Source organism: Parapedobacter sp. GCM10030251 (assembly GCF_042666505.1).
In the GTDB taxonomy this organism is placed as follows: Bacteria; Bacteroidota; Bacteroidia; order Sphingobacteriales; family Sphingobacteriaceae; genus Parapedobacter.
This window is the reverse complement of the sequence record NZ_JBHTDN010000001.1, coordinates 361,665-382,272: the sequence shown is the minus strand read 5'-3', so window position 1 is coordinate 382,272 and position 20,608 is coordinate 361,665. Positions and strand designations below refer to the sequence as shown.

The 20,608-nt window shown below is 50.1% G+C and carries 14 protein-coding genes; 10 read left to right on the top strand and 4 right to left on the bottom strand.

Annotation, left to right across the window (positions count from 1 at the left end; translation table 11 throughout):
- Positions 1-78 precede the first annotated feature (78 nt).
- Both ACFQRK_RS01730 and leuS read right to left on the bottom strand, forming a co-directional pair.
- Positions 79-2,196 carry a DPP IV N-terminal domain-containing protein gene (locus tag ACFQRK_RS01730; RefSeq protein ID WP_379002998.1) on the bottom strand — a complete coding sequence of 706 codons (2,118 nt, stop codon included), beginning with the start codon at positions 2,194-2,196 and terminating at the stop codon, positions 79-81.
- 43 nt (positions 2,197-2,239) lie between these two features.
- On the bottom strand, positions 2,240-5,029 hold the full coding sequence (gene leuS, locus ACFQRK_RS01725) for a leucine--tRNA ligase (RefSeq protein ID WP_379004638.1): 2,790 nt from the start codon (positions 5,027-5,029) through the stop codon (positions 2,240-2,242).
- Positions 5,030-5,158: 129 nt separating this feature from the next.
- Here leuS and ACFQRK_RS01720 point away from each other — a divergent pair, with 129 nt between their 5' ends.
- The 8 genes from ACFQRK_RS01720 to ACFQRK_RS01685 all read left to right on the top strand — a co-directional run bounded on the left by ACFQRK_RS01720 (position 5,159) and on the right by ACFQRK_RS01685 (position 15,151).
- Entirely contained in the window at positions 5,159-5,530 is a 372-nt protein-coding gene (locus ACFQRK_RS01720) for a hypothetical protein (RefSeq protein ID WP_379002996.1), read from the top strand.
- A gap of 149 nt (positions 5,531-5,679) precedes the next feature.
- Entirely contained in the window at positions 5,680-6,834 is a 1,155-nt protein-coding gene (locus tag ACFQRK_RS01715) for an efflux RND transporter periplasmic adaptor subunit (protein WP_379002994.1), read from the top strand.
- Positions 6,835-6,868: 34 nt separating this feature from the next.
- The gene (locus ACFQRK_RS01710) at positions 6,869-11,431 is read left to right on the top strand and encodes an efflux RND transporter permease subunit (RefSeq protein ID WP_379002992.1); all 4,563 of its coding nucleotides are present in this window, start codon (positions 6,869-6,871) and stop codon (positions 11,429-11,431) included.
- 111 nt (positions 11,432-11,542) lie between these two features.
- Complete coding sequence (locus ACFQRK_RS01705) at positions 11,543-12,421, top strand: cell division protein FtsX (protein WP_379002990.1); 879 nt, start codon at positions 11,543-11,545, stop codon at positions 12,419-12,421.
- Between the two features lie 9 nt (positions 12,422-12,430).
- Complete coding sequence (locus ACFQRK_RS01700) at positions 12,431-12,670, top strand: DUF3098 domain-containing protein (protein WP_379002989.1); 240 nt, start codon at positions 12,431-12,433, stop codon at positions 12,668-12,670.
- Positions 12,670-13,464 carry an undecaprenyl-diphosphate phosphatase gene (locus ACFQRK_RS01695; protein ID WP_379002987.1) on the top strand — a complete coding sequence of 265 codons (795 nt, stop codon included), beginning with the start codon at positions 12,670-12,672 and terminating at the stop codon, positions 13,462-13,464. Before ACFQRK_RS01700 ends, ACFQRK_RS01695 begins: the two co-directional genes overlap by 1 nt.
- Positions 13,464-14,180: a tRNA pseudouridine(55) synthase TruB gene (gene truB / locus ACFQRK_RS01690; protein ID WP_379002985.1), complete on the top strand. Its 717-nt coding sequence runs from the start codon at positions 13,464-13,466 to the stop codon at positions 14,178-14,180. Before ACFQRK_RS01695 ends, truB begins: the two co-directional genes overlap by 1 nt.
- Positions 14,177-15,151 (top strand): bifunctional riboflavin kinase/FAD synthetase, encoded by a 975-nt coding sequence (locus ACFQRK_RS01685; protein ID WP_379002983.1) that lies wholly within the window; start codon positions 14,177-14,179, stop codon positions 15,149-15,151. The genes truB and ACFQRK_RS01685 overlap by 4 nt, the downstream gene beginning before the upstream one ends.
- A gap of 55 nt (positions 15,152-15,206) precedes the next feature.
- Here the strand turns inward: ACFQRK_RS01685 and ACFQRK_RS01680 are convergent, their stop codons facing one another.
- A complete protein-coding gene (locus tag ACFQRK_RS01680) occupies positions 15,207-17,117 on the bottom strand; it encodes a class II glutamine amidotransferase (protein ID WP_379002981.1) in 1,911 nt (636 codons plus the stop codon).
- 247 nt (positions 17,118-17,364) lie between these two features.
- On the opposite strand from ACFQRK_RS01680, the gene ACFQRK_RS01675 reads away from it, so the two are divergent.
- Complete coding sequence (locus ACFQRK_RS01675) at positions 17,365-18,561, top strand: proline dehydrogenase family protein (RefSeq protein ID WP_379002979.1); 1,197 nt, start codon at positions 17,365-17,367, stop codon at positions 18,559-18,561.
- Positions 18,558-19,181 (top strand): HAD family hydrolase, encoded by a 624-nt coding sequence (locus tag ACFQRK_RS01670; RefSeq protein ID WP_379002977.1) that lies wholly within the window; start codon positions 18,558-18,560, stop codon positions 19,179-19,181. The genes ACFQRK_RS01675 and ACFQRK_RS01670 overlap by 4 nt, the downstream gene beginning before the upstream one ends.
- Here ACFQRK_RS01670 and ACFQRK_RS01665 read toward each other — a convergent pair.
- Entirely contained in the window at positions 19,172-20,590 is a 1,419-nt protein-coding gene (locus ACFQRK_RS01665) for an alkaline phosphatase (RefSeq protein ID WP_379002974.1), read from the bottom strand. The genes ACFQRK_RS01670 and ACFQRK_RS01665 overlap by 10 nt on opposite strands.
- Between the last annotated feature and the right edge of the window lie 18 nt (positions 20,591-20,608).

Genomic DNA, 20,608 nt, shown 5'->3' with positions numbered 1-20,608 from the left:
GAACCAAAGGTACGATTGCTATCCGTCAGAATAAATACCGAACGTCAGGTAATTTTTGTACGTGCCGCCAACAAAAGATTATCGCAATGACGGGGGCACCGGCTTTTCTAACAAATATTGATAGTAAAACCGAAACCGCTCTTTGCTATCGTAAGCCGATTTTTCACGCGAAAAACCGTGTCGGCTCCCCGGATAGATCATTAGTTCAAACGGTTGGTCGCGGTTGGTCAGCGCGTCCACGAGTTGGATGGTGTTTTGCATGTGCACATTGTCGTCGATGTCGCCATGCATAATACGCAACCTGCCCTTATATTGATTTACGTAGGTCAACACGGACCCGTTTTTGTAGCCTTCAGGATTGTCCTGCGGAGTATCCATATATCGTTCAGTGTAATGCGTATCATACAGTTCCCAACTGGTTACGGGTGCCCCCGCAATGCCGTAATCAAAATAATCCGCTCCTTTGGTCAGCGCCAAACAGGTCATATACCCACCATAGCTGTGGCCCGTGATCAACAGCTTATCCTTTGCAACCCAGGGCTTGCTCTTTAACCATTTGGCAGCCGTGCTGTAGTCGATCATCTCCCAATGCCCCAGATTGCGATGCATCAGGGCAACACCTTCCTTGCCGAAATGACCGGATGCGCGGTGATCCACGCTGATTTGGATAATTCCCTCGTTAGCCCAATGCTGGTTAGCCGTACCTTTCCATGTATTTCTTACGGTACCAGCATCCGGACCTCCGTAAATGCTGAAAATGACCGGATGGGGCTTTGTTTTATCAAAATCAGTTGGCCAGGTAATCACCGCCGGCAGTTGATAACCGTCGGGTGTGGGAATCGTGACCATCTCTGTCTTGCCATACAAATAGTCACTAAAATCGTCCGCTTGGCTGTCCGCAAGCTCTTGGACAAGCTTACCTCTGTTATCCAGCAAAGCGACCTTGGGCGGTGTGCTTACATTGGAATATGTCGTAATGAAATGTTTGCCGTCTGGGGCTACTGCCACCTGATGGGTATAATCACCAAAGGTCAGCCGTTTCAGGTTTTGGCCATTATAATCCACGCGGTATAAGTCAACCGTAGTCGATTGTTCCTTACGAGCGGTGAAATAGATCACTTTATTTTTCTCATCTACCAATTCCAGCGACGACACCTGCCACTTGCCCGAGGTGATGGGGTTCATCAGGGTGCCGTCCAGCTTGTATAGATAATAATGTGCCCAACCGGTTTGATCACTTTTCAGGATGTAATGTTTGTTGTCTTTAAGATAGGTGATCCGCTCTTCGTGACTTAGGTCTATCCAGGAGTCCTGATGCTCGTGGTAAATTTCTCTTTTACTTCCCGCGAGAGGATCAACTTGATAAAATTTAAGATCGGTCTGATCACGGTTCATCCACTGGACCATCAGGTTGTTGCTATCGTAACTCCAATAGGGTTGTCCAAAATACTGGTCCGCTTCCTCGTCGAAGTCTGCCCAAACGACGTTCCCTCCCTCTACCGGTACAAAGCCAACCCGCACTTCAGGGTTCGGATCACCGGCTTTCGGATAGCGAGTCTGCTCTAAAAATCCATGCTGCCCGGTAGCGTTGTAGATCGGAAACATCGGTACGCGGGTGTCGTCAAACCGCATGAAAGCGATTGTCTTACTATTGGGAGACCACCAGAAGGCCCTGTAATTCGAACTTCTTCCCAGAATCTCCTCGTAGTACACCCACGATGCCCATCCATTGTATATAACATCTGTAGCGTCGGATGTATACCGGATTTCGTGACCATCCGTCACCCGTACGGCATACAGATCATTTTTTCGGGTAAAGGCGACATATTGATTATCCGGCGATAATGTCGGATTTTTTTCCTCGACTTCGGGCGAGTGAGTCAGCTGCTTTGGCGCACCCGTGCCCTGGCGAATGAACACATCCTTGTCCTGCAAGTACACTTCCACATCGCTGGCGGGTGGTGGCGTATAGGGTTTGCGTTCGCCGGTTTTGATATGCACCTGATAGGTTCGGCCGGTTTGCACATCGTGTTCTATGTAATGTTGGCTATCCGCCCAACCCTCGATCGTTGCGATCGGTTTGGTGAGCGATGGTTTGCTACCAAAGATTTGCTCCAGGTCCAATCGCTTGGTCTGGGCCGATACTGAATTCCCCAATAGGAGGAACACGCCAATTGCGAAATGTAGTTTATTCATATGTGTAAATTGGTTGTGTCAATAAAGGACGTAACTGGTGCCATTACACAACGATGTTCACGATCCTTCCTTTCACATAAATCACTTTCTTGACCGGTTTACCTTCCAGGTACCGCTGCACGTCCTCATTCGCCAGCACCGCTTTTTCGACATCCGGCTGAGTGAGGTCAAGTGGCAAAGTAAGATTCATCCGGGTCTTGCCGTTGACCGAAACGGGATATGAAAACTCACTTTCCACCAGGTAGTCGGGGTTGAATGCCGGAAAGGCCGCATAAGAAAGTGTGCCCGGCTCATTTCCCAGCAATTCCCATAGTTCTTCCGTAATATGCGGTGCATACGGATGTAACACGATACACAGTTCGTGCAGGATTGCCCGTTTGTTGCACTTCAGATCGGTCAGTTCGTTTACGCAGATCATGAACGAAGACACCGATGTATTAAAAGAAAACCGCTCAATATCGTCTTCTACTTTCTTGATGATTTTATGCAACGCCTTCCACTCGGCTTTGTTCGGCGCTTCATCGCTAACGGCAAAGTTGCCCGTTGCATCGTGAAACAGCTTCCAGAATTTCCGGAGAAATTTATAAACGCCTTCGATACCGTTGGTATTCCAGGGCTTGCTTTGCTCCAACGGCCCGAGGAACATCTCGTACATGCGCAAGGTATCGGCGCCGTATTGTTCAATGATATCATCCGGATTCACCACGTTGTATTTGGATTTCGACATCTTCTCTACCTCGTGTCCACAGGTATATTTGCCGTTCTCAAGGATAAACTCAGCGTCGGCGAAATCCGGCCGGAATTTTCGGAACTTATCAAGGTCGAGCACATCATTGCTTACAATGTTTACGTCAACATGCAACGCAATCGTCCGGTAATCGTCTTTCAGTCCGTGGGATACGAACGTATTGGTTCCCCGCCCCTCGTCATCCAGTACGCGGTACACAAAATTACTCCGCCCTTGGATCATCCCTTGGTTGATGAGCTTCTTGAAGGGTTCTTCTTCGCTCACGTACCCCAGGTCTTTTAGGAACTTGTTCCAGAACCGGCTATACAGCAAATGCCCAGTGGCATGTTCCGAACCGCCGATATACAGGTCAACATCCCGCCAATAATCGATGGCCTCCGACGACGCGAACGCCTCGGTATTCCGGGCATCCATATACCGGTACCAGTACCAGCTCGATCCAGCCCAGCCCGGCATGGTGCTCAGTTCGTATTCAAACGTATCGTGGTATTTCCAGTTTTTGGCGCGGCCCAAAGGCGGTTCTCCGGTTTCCGTTGGCAGGTATTTGTCTACTTCCGGAAGTAGCAAGGGTAATTCACTTTTATCGATTAATTGCGGCAGCCCCTCCCTGAAATACACGGGTACGGGTTCACCCCAATAACGCTGGCGACCGAAGATGGCGTCGCGCATCCGGTAGTTGATCGTTGCCTTGCCCGCGCCGATTGCTTCCAATTTCGCAATCAGCGTATCCACCGCTTCCCGGTAGGTCATGCCATTAATCACATCGGAATTGATGTATCGCCCTTCCTTCGTGGGGTCGGCCTGGCCATCTAGCTGCTGAGCATCGGAGATCGGTATAATCGGCAACCCAAAGTGCGTTGAAAATAAATAATCTCGTTGATCGCCCGACGGTACCGCCATGACTGCACCCGTACCGTACCCTGCCAGCACATAGTCGGCGATCCAGATCGGCACATCCTTACCGGTCAGCGGATGCACGGCGTACCTTCCGGTGAACGCTCCGGAAACCGCTTTTATATCTGCCATCCGGTCAAGTTCGGATTTCTTCTTGGTCTGCGCGATGTACGCATCCACCTCCGTCCGCTGTTCGTCGGTAGTCAGGGCCCCTACCAGCTCATGCTCCGGAGCGAGCACCAATGCGTTTACTCCATAAATAGTATCTACCCGTGTCGTAAACACTTCAATGTGCGGATTACCCGCTAGACCGGGTACGCCGAAACGTACGCTTGCGCCCACGCTTTTGCCGATCCAGTTACGCTGCATCTCAACCAAAGGTTCCGGCCAATCGATGGTTTCCAAACCGCTGAGCAAACGCTCCGCATAGGCCGTGATGCGCATGCTCCATTGCATCATCTTTTTTTGTTCCACCGGATATCCGCCCCGTTCGGATACCCCATTGACCACCTCGTCATTAGCCAATACGGTGCCCAACGCGGCACACCAGTTGACGGTACTTTCCCTCAGGTACGCCAATCGGTATTTCAGCAGCTCCCGCTGTTTTTCATCGTCTGTGAACGCCATCCATTCATCCGCCGTAAAGTAACGGGTATCGTCGTCGCAAACGGCGTGGACATTCTGCGTACCGACGGATTCAAAATGCGTCACCAATTCGTCGATGGGTACCGCACGGTCCCGCGACTTGTCATACCACGCATTAAAGAGCTGCATGAAAATCCATTGCGTCCACTTGTAAAACGACGGATCACTCGTGCGCACCTCCCGTTCCCAATCAAACGAAAAGCCAATGTTGTCCAACTGCTCGCGATACCGCGCGATGTTTGCGTCCGTTGTGATGGCCGGATGCTGTCCGGTTTGGATGGCATACTGCTCGGCCGGAAGACCGAACGAATCGAATCCCATCGGATGGAGCACATTGAATCCTTTCAACCGCTTGTACCGCGCAAAAATATCCGAAGCAATGTAGCCCAACGGATGCCCCACATGCAGTCCCGCACCCGACGGATAAGGGAACATATCCAACACATAATACTTCGGCTTGTCGGATGCATTGCTTACACGGAACGTCCGATTATCCGCCCAGAATTGCTGCCATTTTCTTTCAATCGCACGATGATGATAATCCATAGCTACGGTATATGGTAAGGACGGCGAAATTACAACTTTTTGGGCAATGGAGGAAATGACATCCATACGTAACAAAATCATGATTATATCCGTCCGATTTTGTCAATTATGCTATCTTTGCGTCCGGTCATGCGTACGAGATTGTTTTGCTTTCTTGCTCTTATTGCCTACATCAACACCATCTTTTACGAGGATGGTCATGTGCACGGTCGAAGCTCCGGCCAAATCATCGATGGTGCTCCGTTAGTCGAAATCATTCTGGAAGATGTGCTCGACATTCCGTGCAGTGACGAAGATGGAACGTCTGATGATTTCCCGTATAACGATTACCGGCCTGCATCTTCGAAATACCTTTCCATTGCGCCCCCTGAAAAGAAATCAGAATTCGCCCCCCTTTGGGGCCTGGATATTTTCCAATATACCGCCCGACTTAAGCTGAATACCAAAATCAGCTGCTTGTTGGGTTATTATAGCTTCCTCTTCCGGCTTAAACCGTTTTAACGGTATTTGCTCTCTCCCCTTTATTTAAACATTGATCGCCTTCCTTTAGCTGGCAAGGTGCTATACTATTTACCACGTTGGTAGGAATCGCTGCCGATCTGGCAAAGGTTCTTACTGATTTAACGCAGTTACTACTCGAATTTTAGAAGATGAATACGAAAACAAACAGACTGACTATTTTTTCGCTCGGCCTAATGGCCGTATCAATTACCGCCTGCACGGGCGACGCTAAGGAAATCAATGATACGAACACAATCCCGACAGCACCGGTCGCATCCATCGTCGAGCTCGACACGACCATACATCAGGATTACGTGGCGAACATTCAGGCGTTCAAAAATGTTGAAATCCGCTCTCGGCTGAAAGGTTTTTTGGATAAAATCTATGTGGACGAGGGAAGTGAAGTGAGTCAGGGTCAACCCCTTTTCCAGTTGAACGATACCGAGTACCAAGCGGAGGTTGCTCGGGCGGAAGCCGTTCTGGGCAGTGCGATTGCCGACCGGAAGACCATTGCCCTGGAAGTGGAGCGTACCCGGCTGCTTGTGGATAAAAACATTGTTTCGTCGACCGACCTTGAAGTCGCCGAAGCGCAGCTCAGCGCTGCTGACTCCCGGATCAAGGAAGCCAAATCGCAACTTCAGCATGCGAAAACACAGCTCTCCTATACCATCGTCCGTGCACCTTTTTCCGGACGCATCGACCGCATACCGCTGAAAGAGGGAAGCCTGTTGGATGAAGGCACGCTGCTTACTTCGATTTCAGACCTCAGCAAGGTGTATGCGTATTTCGACATCTCTGAACAGGAATACCTCAGCATTGTCGCCAACGATAGCGTTCGCACGGCAGATCCCCGCATGCCCGTAAAGCTCACCCTGGCCAACGATCGGGTATATCCCTACGAAGGGAAAGCGGAATTCGCCGAAAATGAATTTGAAGCAACCACAGGTACCATTTCGTTGCGCGCGCTCTTTCCAAATCCCCAAGGGTTGATCAAACATGCGGCCTCTGGCAAAGTGAGCGTACCCATGAAAAGCGGGCAGAACCTGGTGGTCCACCAAAAGTCTGTATTTGAAATCCAGGATCGGACCTACGTCTATAAAGTCAACGCGGATAGTACCATTGCCATGACGCCGTTTAAAGCTGGCCAGCGGGTGGGCCACTATTATTTGGTGGAGGCGGGCTTAGAGCCGGACGATAAAGTTGTTTTCGAGGGTGCGCAAAATCTAAGAGATGGCATGGTCATCGCTCCGCAGGAAATTGGCAGCAATGAAGGGCCGGAAATGGCCGTAAACAGCATCCCCTAATCAATGAACGTCGGTTAATTTTGCCTTAACTATCATGCTTGAAACATTCATCAAACGGCCGGTGCTATCACTGGTTATCTCCTTATTGATTACGTTGTTGGGATTGTTGTCCCTCTTTACATTGCCTGTCACACAATTCCCGGATATTGTACCCCCATCGGTCGTGGTCACGGCGAATTATACCGGTGCCAATGCGGAGGTTTGCACCGATGCGGTGGCCATTCCGCTGGAGCGCGCCATCAACGGTGTGGCCGGCATGACCTACATGACGTCGGTGTCGACCAATAACGGAACCACGCTCATCCAGGTATTTTTCAAAGTCGGCACCGATCCCGACATTGCCGCAGTGAACGTACAGAATCGCGTCACCACCGTACTCGACGAACTGCCCGAAGAGGTCATCAAAGCCGGTGTGACTACCGAGAAAGAGGTAAATAGCATGCTGATGTACCTTAATGTATTCAGCGATGACCCTACAGCAGACGAGCGGTTTATTTACAACTTTACGGACATCAATATCCTCAAAGAGCTGAAACGCATTGAGGGCGTCGGGTTTGCCCAGATCATGGGCATGCGTGACTACGCGATGCGGGTATGGCTGAAGCCGGATCGGCTTACCGCCTACGACATTTCCAGCGAGGAAGTTATCGCGGCGCTGCGTGCGCAGAACGTGGAAGCCGCTCCCGGCCAAACCGGCATCGGCTCAGACCAGCGGATTAATATGCAGCAATACGTGTTGCGATATCCGGGTAAGTTTTCTGAACCCGAGCAATACCGGAACATCCCCATCCGTGCAAACGCGGATGGCTCCGTTTTACGGGTAGGTGATATCGCCGACGTGGAATTCGGCTCGCTGGATTATGAAATGGAATCCAGGACCGATGGAAGGCCATCCGCTTCCATCATGATGAAACAGCTTCCGGGTTCCAACGCGCAGGAGGTTATTGAAAACGTGAAGCAGCGTATGGCAGAACTCAAGGAAACGTCGTTTCCACCGGGAATGAAATATACGGTAAGCTACGACGTATCCCGATTTCTGGATGCTTCAATCAACGAGGTAATCCGTACGCTGATCGAGGCTTTCCTCTTGGTGTTCCTCGTTGTATTCATTTTCCTGCAAGATTTCCGATCCACGCTGATACCGGCCTTAGCCGTGCCGGTATGCCTTATCGGCGCGCTTTTTTTTATGCAATTGCTCGGGTTCTCGATCAACTTGCTGACGCTATTTGCCCTGGTGCTTGCGATCGGCATCGTGGTCGACAACGCCATTGTCGTGGTCGAGGCCGTCCACGTAAAAATGGAAGAGGACCACCTTCCGCCGATGGAGGCAACCCTGGCGGCAATGAAAGAGATCGGCGGCGCGGTGGTGGCCATCACGCTGGTTATGTCGGCCGTCTTTGTGCCGGTGGCCTTTCTCTCGGGTCCGGTAGGCATCTTTTACCGGCAGTTTTCGCTCACATTGGCGGCAGCCATCGTGATTTCGGGCATCAATGCGCTCACACTCACACCAGCACTTTGCGCACTTTTCCTTCGCTCACCGCACGGAAAGCCACCGGCAAAAGGATGGTTGCCTAGCTTCTTCAAGCGTTTCAACCGCTGGTATAACGGAATATCGTCCCGCTATGCAGGCCTTATCGGCAAAATTGCCGGACGCAGGGTGGTGACCTTGGGCCTGCTGGCAGGATTCTTTGTGGCGACATGGGGAGTCAACAGCATTCTTCCATCCGGTTTCATCCCCACTGAAGACCAGGGTATGATTTATGTGAATGTGACTACGCCACCCGGTGCTACGGTAGACCGCACCATTGCCGTATTGAATCAAATCGATTCGATCAGCCGGCAGCACGAAGCGGTAGAGACGGTGTCGACCCTAGCGGGATATAGCATTGTAACGGAAGTATCCGGTGCCTCGTATGGCATGGGTATGATCAACCTGAAAGCCTGGGAAGACCGCAGGGAATCGGTTGCTGAGGTGATCGGCTGGCTGGAAGAGAACACCGGTCACCTGATGGACGCCAGCATCGAGTACTTTCCCCCGCCCACCGTACCGGGTTTTGGAAATTCCAGCGGCTTCGAGCTCCGGTTGCTTGACCGATCAGGGGCCGACAACCTGCAGCATACTGCCGACGTCCTGGAAGCGTTCATGACCGCACTGGAAGAAACGCCCGAGGTGGGGAATACGTTTTCCACGTTCGATCCGCGTTTTCCGCAATACCTCGTCAATGTGGACCACGACATGGCAGCGAAAAGGGGCATAAGTGTAGAAAATGCCATGACCACCCTACAAACGCTGATGGGCAGTTTTTACGCAACCAATTTCATCCGGTTTGGCCAAATGTATAAAGTGATGGTCCAAGCGGGGCCGGGCTACCGGGAGAAACCGGAGGACGTGCTCCGGCTCCATGTGAAAAACGCTTCCGGCGAAATGGTCCCCTTTTCGGCATTCATCACCATGGAACGTGTTTATGGACCGGAACAGGTGACCCGGTATAACATGTTCAGCTCGGCGTTGATCAGTGGTGACGCAGCTCCGGGATTCAGCTCCGGACAGGTGATCGACGCCGTGGAGCGGGTAGCCGCGGCAACCCTGCCCCAAGGATACGCGATCGAATGGTCAGGAATGACCCGCGAACAGATTTTATCGGGTAATCAGGCCATTTATGTTTTTGCATTGTGCCTCCTATTCGTGTATTTGATCCTTGCCGCACAGTACGAGAGCTTCTTATTACCGTTACCGGTCATCTTGTCATTACCTGCGGGGGTATTCGGCGCGTTCTTATTTCTGAAGTTGTTAGGGCTGGAAAATAACATTTATGCGCAGGTGGCCCTGGTCATGTTAATCGGGCTATTGGGAAAAAATGCCATTCTCATTGTGGAATATGCGATTCTCCGTTACAAACAAGGGGCTACGCAGCTGCAGGCGGCTGTCGAAGGATCGGTGGCCCGTCTCCGACCGATCCTGATGACGTCGTTTGCGTTCATTGCCGGACTGATTCCTCTGGCGATGGCTTCCGGGGCGGGCGCATTGGGTAACCGTTCGATCGGAACCACAGCGGTCGGCGGCATGATCATTGGCACGCTGGTCGGTGTGATTGTCATCCCGGGCTTGTACGTCTTGTTTACTGCGGTCCGACGGAATAAAAAGAGAAAAGCAATTAAGGCGGGAACCGCCGGGTTGCTGATGATTGCCGCCATCGGGCTACTGCCGGGATGTACCGCCGTAAAAAGCCTTCCCGATCCTCAACATCGCGTGTTACCGGAAACCTACGCAGGCAACACCGATACCTTAAACACCGCGCATCAACGCTGGCGTAGTTTCTTCAACGATCCGAATCTCATAGCACTTATCGACACGGCGTTGACTAACCATCCCGATATGTCGGCTGCACTTCATCAAATCGAAATTGCCCAGGCTAACTTAAGATTGAGGAAGTCGGCATTCTTCCCCTCGGTCGATGCGTTGGCCGAAGCCGGCCTCCGCAGATATGGCTTTTATACGATGGACGGCATCGGTAATTATGACACGAATTTCTCCGAAAACCTGAAAGACGATGAAAAACTCCCCGATCCCCTGCCCGACTATTTCGTAGGATTGCGCACAACCTGGGAAATCGACCTATGGGGTAAACTTAGAAATCGGAAACGCGCTGCTTACCAGCGATTCTTGTCGTCATACGAAGGAAAGCATCTGGTACAAACCGCCTTGATCGAAGAGGTAGCGACGACTTATTACGATCTCCTGGCTTTGGACAATGAGTTAGCGATTCTCCGCAAAAACATCACCCTGCAAAAAAATGCGTTGGATATCATCAACGTACAGAAAGCTGCGGGACGGGCAAATGAGCTGGGTGTCCAGCAGTTTATCGCTATGGTACACCATGCCCAAGGGAAAGAGCAGGAAGTGCGGCAGCAGATCTCCGCGGCCGAAGCCCATCTAAACTTCCTACTGGGACGCTTTCAAGGGGATATTCCGCGAGACACCGCCTTGTGGATGACTTCGGCGTTTACAGACTCCATCCACGTTGGTGTGCCGGCGCATTTTCTTGCCCTCCGCCCCGACATCCGGCAAGCCAGGCTGGAGCTGGCGGCGTCGGGGGCCGAACAACTGGCCGCAAAGGCGGAGTTCTTGCCATCCCTGGTTCTTTCGCCTTACGTCGGACTTCAGGCTTTCGACATCGATAAATTGCTGCTGGCCCCTACGTCAGTGGCATATGGCCTGGTGGGCGGTCTCACCGCGCCGATCTTCAACCAACGCACCATCCGGACGGCGTATGAAACGGCAAAAGCTACGTATGGAATCGCTTTTCACGACTACGAACGAGCCGTTTTAAAGGCATGGGAAGAAGTGCAACGCACCATGACTGCGCAAAAGCATATCAATCGCCGAACGGATCATAACCTGCAGGAGGTTGCTTCCCTACAGAAAGCCGTCGACGCCGCCCACGAGTTATTCAAAGCCGGCCGAGCGTCCTATCTGGATATTATTACGGCCCAACGTGCCGCACTGGATGCAGAGCTCAACCTGGTGAGTACCCGGCGAGAGAAAGCCATCAACAAGCTTTCCCTGTATAAAGCGTTGGGAGGCGGCTGGCAATAATTTGCAGGTCGTGGCGTCTTTTTTATGAATTGGGGCCGAATGTATTTTCTGCTTGCCAGATAGTACATTTCTCGCCCCAATTCATTACTTTCGCAACGAAAATAGCCGGCTATGGAAGTATATGAAGTAAGTACATCCTCAAAAAAGACCAAATCTGTATACATTTCCACGGTCATCAGTATTGCGTTGGTGCTGTTGATGACAGGCCTGTTGGGCCTCCTACTCGTTCATGCGAAAAACCTTTCCAATTATGTGAAGGAGAATATCGTACTCAACATCATCATGAAAGAAGGTGTAACCGAGGGAAATGTACTCGCCTACCAGAAAGAACTGGAATCCGATGCCTATGTACTCCGTTCCGAGTACATCAGTAAGGAGTTAGCTGCGAAAAATCTCTCCCAGGAACTGGGGGAAGACTTCGTGGAATTTCTCGGGCATAATCCCTTGCTTTCCTCCATTGATATCTATTTAAAAGCCGATTACGCCAACACCGATAGCATCGAAACGTTTATTAAAAAGGTATCCGCCAACGAAATGGTAAAAGAGGTCGTCTACCAAGAGTCACTCATCGACATGGTCAACAAAAACATACGGACCATTGGAATCGTCATCCTTGCCTTTACCGCCCTTTTATTAATCATTGCCGTTGCGCTCATTAACAATACCATCCGGCTGGCCATCTATTCGCAGCGCTTTTTAATCAAAAGTATGCAGATGGTAGGTGCAACCAAAGGTTTTATCAGGCGCCCGTTTATAGGTTATGGCATCCTGCACGGACTGTTAGGCGCCCTCATTGCTATTTTGCTCCTCTTGCTTACGCTGCACCTCGGGCAGCGTGAAGTTCCCGAATTGGTGTTCCTCCGCAATTGGTTTGAATTTATTGCCATTTTCGTGATTGTAACCTTATTAGGTATTCTTATTTCCGGATTGAGCACTTATTTTGCCGTGGGTAAGTATCTTCGGCTGAAATCAAACGAACTGTATCGATAATTATAGCTTATGTCACCATATAAAAAATCTCCGCAAGAACAAAAATCATCCTTAGTGTTCGGTAAACGGAACTATCAGTTTTTTTTGTTAAGCATTGCAGTGGTCACCCTCGGATTTATTCTGATGATGGGCACGGAGGACATCTATAGTTTTACCAAAATCACTTTGGCTCCTTTGGTTGTTGTTATTGGCTTCGCACTGGGCGTCGTATCCATTTTGATAAAACCTAAAAATTCCGAAAAAAGTTAATGACCTTATTCGAAGTGATTGTGTTGGCCATCATCGAGGGCCTCACGGAATTTCTGCCGGTTTCATCAACCGGTCATATGATCATTGCAACCGCGTTGATGGGCATAGCCCCGACTCCTTTTGTTAAACTGTTTACGATTGCTATCCAATTGGGTACCATCCTATCCGTTTTGGTGTTGTATTACCGCAGGTTTTTTCGGTCGCTTTCGTTTTATTACAAACTTGTTGTAGCAGCGATTCCTGCCTCTATTTTCGGCTATTTATTCAGCGATGAAATCGATGGGTTGCTGGAAAGCCCCTTAGTAGTGGGTATTACGCTGGTACTGGGAGGCGTCATTTTGCTATTTGTCGATAAATGGTTCAACCGTCCCCATATCGATGACTCCGACGAGATCTCCTACTGGCAAGCGTTGAAAATCGGTTTCTTTCAATGCCTGGCATTGATACCGGGCACGTCACGTTCTGCAAGCACCATTATCGGGGGCATGACCCAAAACCTAACCCGGAAAGCCGCCGCCGAGTTTTCCTTCTTTTTGGCTGTGCCGATGATGTTTGGCGCTACGGTACTTAAGCTAAAAGGCCATTTCGATGATGGGAACGGATTAAGCTCCACCGAAATCAACCAACTTGTCATTGGCAACGCGGTAGGATTTGTGGTGGCGATCATCGCTATCAAATCATTCATCGGTGTGGTATCCAAATATGGCTTTAAGGCATTTGGTTGGTATCGCATCGTTGTCGGCGGAATTATTCTAATCATGCTGGCAAGCGGACACAGTTTGCAGATTCTATAATGGAAACCACCGGAACGCCCCGTATATTTAACTTTGCCGACGGCGAAATACTGTTGGTTGACAAACCCATTCGCTGGACCAGTTTCGACGTGGTGCGAAAAATCCGGAATGCCATCAAGCCGTTGAAAATAAAGGTGGGGCATGCGGGCACACTGGATCCGTTGGCAACGGGATTATTGGTTGTCTGCACCGGGAAGTTCACAAAGCGCATTGACGAGTTTCAGGCCGAGGAAAAAGAATACATAGGAACGATCACCCTAGGGGCTACGACTCCTTCCTACGATCTGGAACGGGACATCGATGCCCGTTTTGACTGGTCGGCCATCGATGAAAATGAAATCATAGAAACGGCTGCTTCTTTTCTGGGTGAAATTGAGCAGATCCCTCCCGCTCATTCGGCCATCAAAATGGATGGCGAACGGGTATATGAAAAGGCACGGCGCGGGGAATCGGTTGACGTTAAATCGCGACGTGTGCATATTTACGAATTTGAGATAACACGTATCGCCATGCCGGATGTGGATTTCAGAGTGGTGTGTAGCAAAGGCACCTACATCCGGTCGCTGGCGCATGATTTCGGCAAAGCCATGAACAATGGTGCGCATCTGAGTCGCCTGAGACGAACGAAGAGTGGCGATTTCCACGTAAACGACGCCTGGCAAGTGAGCGATTTGGTGAACAGTATCAAGGAATTTACCGTTGCATCATCACAATGAAGATATACAGAAACCTTGAGGATTTTAGCCCGTTAAATAACGCCGTAGTAACCATCGGCACATTCGATGGCGTACACGTAGGGCATCAGAAAATATTGAGCACGCTCAAGGACTGTGCCCGGGAGAGCGGAGGCGAAACCGTGCTGCTCACCTTCTTTCCCCACCCGCGAATGATTTTACATCCCGAAGACGACAGTCTGCGACTCATCAGCGATATCGAAGAAAAAGTAGAACTCCTGGCCGGTGCGGGCATCGATCACCTTATCATCACACCCTTTACGCGCGATTTTTCCAACCAGTCGCCGGAAGCGTACATCCGGGACGTCCTCGTCGGTAAAATAGGCACTAAAAAGATTGTCATCGGCTATGACCATCGCTTTGGAAAAGATCGCAGCGGATCACTCGCCGATTTGGTAGATCATGCTGAAATCTATGGTTATACCGTCGAACAAATCCCCGAGCAGGATATTAACGACGTCGCCGTCTCGTCCACTAAAATTCGGGAGGCTTTGATTAAAGGCGATATCGCCACGGCAAACAGTTACTTAGGACATCCCTTTCAACTGACCGGCAAGGTTGTACGCGGTAATCAGTTGGGCCGCAACATCGGCTATCCCACGGCCAACCTGCAGGTACTCGAAAATTACAAACTTATCCCTGCTTACGGAATTTATGCCGTAGAAGCTGCCGTTATCGATCTGGCGAACATTGGTACCGGTGTTTATCAACCTAATCCCCCTGAACACGTGGTCAAGGGGATGGGATATATCGGCACCCGGCCAACCGTCGATGGCCTTAACAGAAGCATTGAAGTACACTTATTCGATTTCCATTCGGATATTTATGGAAAAACGTTGCGTATAAATTTCCTTCATTTTATCAGGCACGACCAGTGGTTTAATACCATGCAGGAAATGATTGATCAAATGGCAATGGATGAAAAGAAAATCCGTAATCTATTTGATTTGTAGGTGAAAACCAAGTCCGAAAAATCAGAAAACAAAACGTAACCCGGAGTTCGGATCGTTAGGCACTAAAATAGGCCCGGACATTTTTTCCCTCCACCCAATTCATATACGCACGGTTGACAACCCGATTGCCACCTGGCGTTGGGTAATCTCCCGAAAAATACCAATCGCCTTTATGCCCCGGACAAGCAACATGCAGGTTTTCCAGCTTCTGATAAATCACCTCCACGTCCGCTTGGATATGCGTGCCTCGGATGATACCGGCAATCTCCTTGGAAATCTCTTCATCCGTAAACGGCGCATAAATCGCCTTCACATAGTTTTCTACATCCGCTTTGGGTAGTTCCAGCGAAGCTACGCATTGATGGTAAACTTTTTCGATGACATCGCCCAGTCCCTTCTTGTACAAAAGTGAGACGGCCGCTTCAAACGCAACGAACTCCCCAAGCCGCGACATATCGATGCCATAACAGTCGGGGTAGCGAATCTGAGGGGCAGAAGATACGATGATGATTTTTTTCGGATTTAAGCGATCAAGAATAGTAAGAATGCTCTGCTTGAGCGTGGTCCCCCGTACAATGGAGTCGTCTACCGCTACAATGGTATCCTGATGGTCTCTCACGATGCCGTAGGTCGTATCGTATACGTGTTGCACCATGTCTTGACGATCCGCATCCTGTGTGATGAATGTACGCAGCTTCGCATCCTTGATATTGAGTTTCTCAAACCGCGGCTTAATGCTCAGCATTTCGTTCAACTCTTCGTCCGATATTTTATCGGCCCGATTAAGTAGGGTGTCTTTCTGTAATTTGCGAACGTAATCATTAATCCCCTCTCCCAGTCCGTAGAAAGCAACTTCCGCGGTATTAGGAATGTAGGAAAAAACCGTATTTTTTATGTCATAGTTAATCGCATCCAATATCTGCGGACATAGCAACCGCCCCAGATGTTTGCGTTCTTGATAAATGGCCGCATCACTGCCTCGAGAGAAATAAATCCGCTCAAATGAGCATGATTTTTTTTCCACGGGCTCCCGGAACATCTCCTCGGTAATTGTTCCGTCCTTTTTCACGATCAAGGCATAACCCGGCTTTATCTCGTTGATTTCTTCAAACTTTACATTGAAAGCGGTTTGAATAGCCGGCCTTTCGGATGTAACCACCACTACTTCATCGTTAACGTAATAATAGGCTGGTCGGATCCCTGCCGGATCACGCATCACGAACGCGTCCCCGTGCCCAACGATACCGCTGATGGTATAACCGCCGTCCCACGTCTTGGCCGATTTACGCAGAATCCGTGCTACATCCAGGTGCTCGGCAATTAGTGCACTGATTTCAACATTACTATATCCTTTTTGCTTGAACTTGTCGAACTGCTCTTGATTTTCAGCATCCAGAAAGTGACCGATTTTCTCCAATACGGTCACGGTATCCGCCTTTTCCTTGGGATGCTGGCCCAGTTCGTAAAGTTGTTCAAGCAATTCATCCACATTGGTCATGTTAAAATTGCCGGCGATGACCAGATTACGTGTCATCCAGTTGTTCTGACGGAGAAACGGATGGCAATTCTCGATGCTATTCTTACCATGTGTACCGTATCGCAGGTGCCCCATCAATACCTCACCTGTAAAACTCACGTTGTTCTTTAGCCACTGGCTGTCGGAAAACCGGTCGGGATAAGCCCGTTGCACCGTGGCAAACTTCCTTTGCACATACTCGAAAATGTCAGCTACTGCGTTGGGGGCCATTGACCGATAACGGCTGATGTAGCGGCTTCCGGGCTTTACGTCGAGTTTGATGGTAGCAATGCCTGCCCCATCTTGCCCCCGATTGTGCTGTTTCTCCATCAATAGGTACAGTTTATTGATGCCATATAAGGCCGTACCGTATTTTTCCTGATAATATGAAAGGGGTTTTAACAGGCGAATCAGTGCGATACCGCACTCGTGTTTGATAGCGTCACTCATGTTATGCTTTGAGTGCACAAAGATACACAAATTATTTCTTTCGCATGCAAATAAAAAAATGAGTCTGGACAAGATCCGCTCACGCCGGTGTTCTAGCCTGCCACGAAGCAAGCTCGCCGAGACACAAACGACGCGCGAAGGATTCGATGCTTGCGAGCCGCAGGCGTAGACCGGGCAGGTTCAATCCAAAACAAACTTGTAAAGAATCTGAAGTATCCTTAATTTTGCCGCCAAATTGCACACATCCATGTCCCAACAAACGGAGCAACGAGGTTCACTCTCGTTTGAAAATACTAAAATTGCGTTCAGGAGTAAAAGCAATCGAGACCTGGACAAAGCTTACTGGCTATTCAAAATTATTAGCAGTAACTTTCTGACCAAGGTGGGTCCGCCCATTACCAACTTTGCGCTGAATATCGGTTTGCCCATTACCGGCCTGATTCGCAACACCATTTTCGATCATTTCTGTGGCGGAGAAACCATTGAGGGCTGCCTCCCCGCCATCGATCGACTAGCGAATCAACGCGTAGAAACCATTCTCGACTATTCAGTTGAAGGCGAAGATAACGAGGCAGCCTTTGACGAAACATGCGACGAAATATTGCGTACGATCGAATATGCGCAACGCAATCCTAATATATCGTTTTCCGTATTTAAGCCCTCGGGGTTGGGACGTTTTGCATTGTTCGAAAAAGTAAATGCCGACCTTTCCCTTAACGAACAGGAAACAACGGAATACAATCGCGTCAAACATCGCATTGACCGTATATGCAAGGCCTGCCATGACGGCAACATCCGCGTATTGATCGATGCGGAACACTCGTGGATACAGCAAGCGATCGACGACATTGCCCGCGATATGATGCGTTTGTATAACCGTACCTCGCCTATCGTATATAACACCTACCAACTTTACCGGGTCGATAAACTGGCGTCTCTCCAAGCGGATTACTACCTCGCAGAGGCTGATGGATTCTTCTTGGGAGCTAAACTGGTACGCGGAGCGTATATGGAAATTGAACGAGGAAGAGCCGCGGAACTGGGATATGCCTCACCTATCCAACCCGATAAAGAAGCAACGGACCGCGACTACAATTCCGCCCTACGCTTCTGTTTAGATCATATGGACCGAATCGGGTTTATGGCTGGCACCCATAACGAGACCAGCTGCAGGCTGTTAGCCGAAGAGATCGACAAACGGCAATTATCGCATAACCATCCGCACATCCATTTCGCGCAGCTTCTGGGCATGAGCGACAACCTCAGCTTTAACCTTGCGGAAGCAGGCTATCAAGTTGCAAAATATATGCCTTACGGACCGGTTAAGGCCGTGATGCCCTATTTATTCCGAAGAGCCCAGGAAAACACGTCCGTCGCCGGGCAGACCGGACGCGAACTCTCATTAATTATCAAAGAAAAAAAACGAAGGAAATCCAGTAAATGACCACCGAGATCGTAGCACCCAAAAAACTTGAAATTCTCACCCAGGTGAGCCAACAGAAAAATTACCTGGCGTATTTATATGATTGTGACGGAACGCTGGCAGACAATATGCCCATGCACCGGGCTGCATACCGTCACGCCGCCGCCCAATACGGTATTGATTTGGATACGGCGATCGTTGATGAGCTGGCAGGCTGGCCAACGGTGCTCATAGCGGAGGAAATCAACAAGCGGTATGGCACTCAGGTACCACCCCATGAATTTGCTGCAACAAAATCGTCGATATTCCTGACGCACTATGTATCGAAAACCCAACCCGTGGATTTTGTGGTGCAACACCTGAAGAACCACGTGGGCAAAGTTCGCATTGGCGTAGTATCCGGTGGCAGCCGGAATACCGTTACGCAAACACTTACCGCCATCGGGCTGATCAACACCATTGAAACCCTGGTTTGCGCCGGTGAAACCGACCGCGGAAAACCCTATGCCGATCCGTTTCTACGTGCCGCACAACAACTGGGCGTTGCGCCCCAAGACTGCCTAGTTTTTGAAGATGGCAATCCCGGAGTACAGAGCGCCATTGCCGCCGGTATGGATTGGGTTCGTATCGATCAGATCTGAGTGTTTTTGACATTAGCCGCTTTCAGCATCAGGTAGTGAAGGTCGGTGTTACGCACAAATGGCGTGAGCAGGTCAGCTCCGGCGCCGTAGGCTGCAACTTCCACGTGATCACCGGAATGTCCGGTTCCCGCCCAACCGATCGATGTATATTTCCGCTGTATTTCGGCAAAATCGGCAAATGGTAATTTATAGGGATTATACAATCCATCTTCTCCCCGATCGGTCACATAATGACTAAGTAACCGCACGGCCTCATCCGCATTGATTGCGTATCCGTGCGCATATTCAATGCGCTCCCGCACCTGATTCGCGTTAAAGTCCCTGTCGATTCCTTGCAACACCCACTCATTGGTGTGCTTGAAACCCATAATTCGTTCAAAATTGGCGGTTGCGCCAAACAGTCCGGGATTCGCATTGCCGTGGTCGGTCGTCACGATTACCAAGGTTTCACCGTCCTTTTCGGCAAAATCAATCACCGTTGCCAGTGCTTTGTCAAATTCCAATTGATCGTAGATCAACGCCCCGATATCATTGGCATGAGCACCCCAATCCACCTTTCCGGCTTCAATTTGCAGAACAAATCCTTTAGGGTTCTGCTTCAAGCAACCGATGGCGGTAGCTACCATTTCCGTCAACGAGGGCGTACCAGTTTTCAGCGCTTCATCATGCTCCCGGTCTAATGCATACGGCAAGCCATCGGCATGGAACACCCCGAGAAGCGGCTTTTTAGAAACGCCGGCAGCAAGCATTTCATCCCGTGTTTTAACAACGGTAAAACCGCTCGTGGCAAATTTACCAAAGACGTCCTGCTTGTCTTTACGCATATCGGCACTGAAAAAATCCGTTCCACCTCCCATCATCACGTCAAAACGCAGATCATGGTACATCAGTGCAATCTCGGCCTGATCGCCACGGCTGTCACTGTTGACGCAGAATCCGGCTGGTGTAGCATGCGTAATCGGCACGGTCGTCACGCATCCGACGGACTTTCCCGCAGCTTTAAATTTCTGCAAAATGGGTGTAGGCCGGGCACCGTCAGGCGTGACATTTAACGTCCCGTTATTCACCCGTACTCCGCCTCCCCACGAAGAACTCGCAGCTGCTGAATCGGTCACCAGGCTGTTCGCCGATGCCGTGTCCATCAACCCCCGTACGGCATTTCCCTCCTTATATAAATTCATCCATGTGCACAACTTCCCGTCCCGCCGCTCACTAAGCATGTTAGCCATACTCAACGTACCTGTGCTCATGCCATCGCTAACCATGAAGATGATATTTTTTGCCGTTTTTTTTGCCTCCCGGTCGAATAGCCGCGGGGATCCGGGAGTCGCACCGGATCGCAAAGGAGAAATCACGGCAGAGCCCGCAGCCACCAGGGCCGTGTTCCTGAAAAAATCTCTACGTTTCATCTTTATCTTTAAAGGGTT

Excerpts from the sequence above, each read along its gene's own strand:
- ACFQRK_RS01730 (WP_379002998.1), bottom strand. The coding sequence starts at position 2,196 with ATGAATAAACTACATTTCGCAATTGGCGTGTTCCTCCTATTGGGGAAT.
- leuS (WP_379004638.1), bottom strand. The coding sequence starts at position 5,029 with ATGGATTATCATCATCGTGCGATTGAAAGAAAATGGCAGCAATTCTGG.
- ACFQRK_RS01720 (WP_379002996.1), top strand. The coding sequence starts at position 5,159 with ATGCGTACGAGATTGTTTTGCTTTCTTGCTCTTATTGCCTACATCAAC.
- ACFQRK_RS01715 (WP_379002994.1), top strand. The coding sequence starts at position 5,680 with ATGAATACGAAAACAAACAGACTGACTATTTTTTCGCTCGGCCTAATG.
- ACFQRK_RS01710 (WP_379002992.1), top strand. The coding sequence starts at position 6,869 with ATGCTTGAAACATTCATCAAACGGCCGGTGCTATCACTGGTTATCTCC.
- ACFQRK_RS01705 (WP_379002990.1), top strand. The coding sequence starts at position 11,543 with ATGGAAGTATATGAAGTAAGTACATCCTCAAAAAAGACCAAATCTGTA.
- ACFQRK_RS01700 (WP_379002989.1), top strand. The coding sequence starts at position 12,431 with ATGTCACCATATAAAAAATCTCCGCAAGAACAAAAATCATCCTTAGTG.
- ACFQRK_RS01695 (WP_379002987.1), top strand. The coding sequence starts at position 12,670 with ATGACCTTATTCGAAGTGATTGTGTTGGCCATCATCGAGGGCCTCACG.
- truB (WP_379002985.1), top strand. The coding sequence starts at position 13,464 with ATGGAAACCACCGGAACGCCCCGTATATTTAACTTTGCCGACGGCGAA.
- ACFQRK_RS01685 (WP_379002983.1), top strand. The coding sequence starts at position 14,177 with ATGAAGATATACAGAAACCTTGAGGATTTTAGCCCGTTAAATAACGCC.
- ACFQRK_RS01680 (WP_379002981.1), bottom strand. The coding sequence starts at position 17,117 with ATGAGTGACGCTATCAAACACGAGTGCGGTATCGCACTGATTCGCCTG.
- ACFQRK_RS01675 (WP_379002979.1), top strand. The coding sequence starts at position 17,365 with ATGTCCCAACAAACGGAGCAACGAGGTTCACTCTCGTTTGAAAATACT.
- ACFQRK_RS01670 (WP_379002977.1), top strand. The coding sequence starts at position 18,558 with ATGACCACCGAGATCGTAGCACCCAAAAAACTTGAAATTCTCACCCAG.
- ACFQRK_RS01665 (WP_379002974.1), bottom strand. The coding sequence starts at position 20,590 with ATGAAACGTAGAGATTTTTTCAGGAACACGGCCCTGGTGGCTGCGGGC.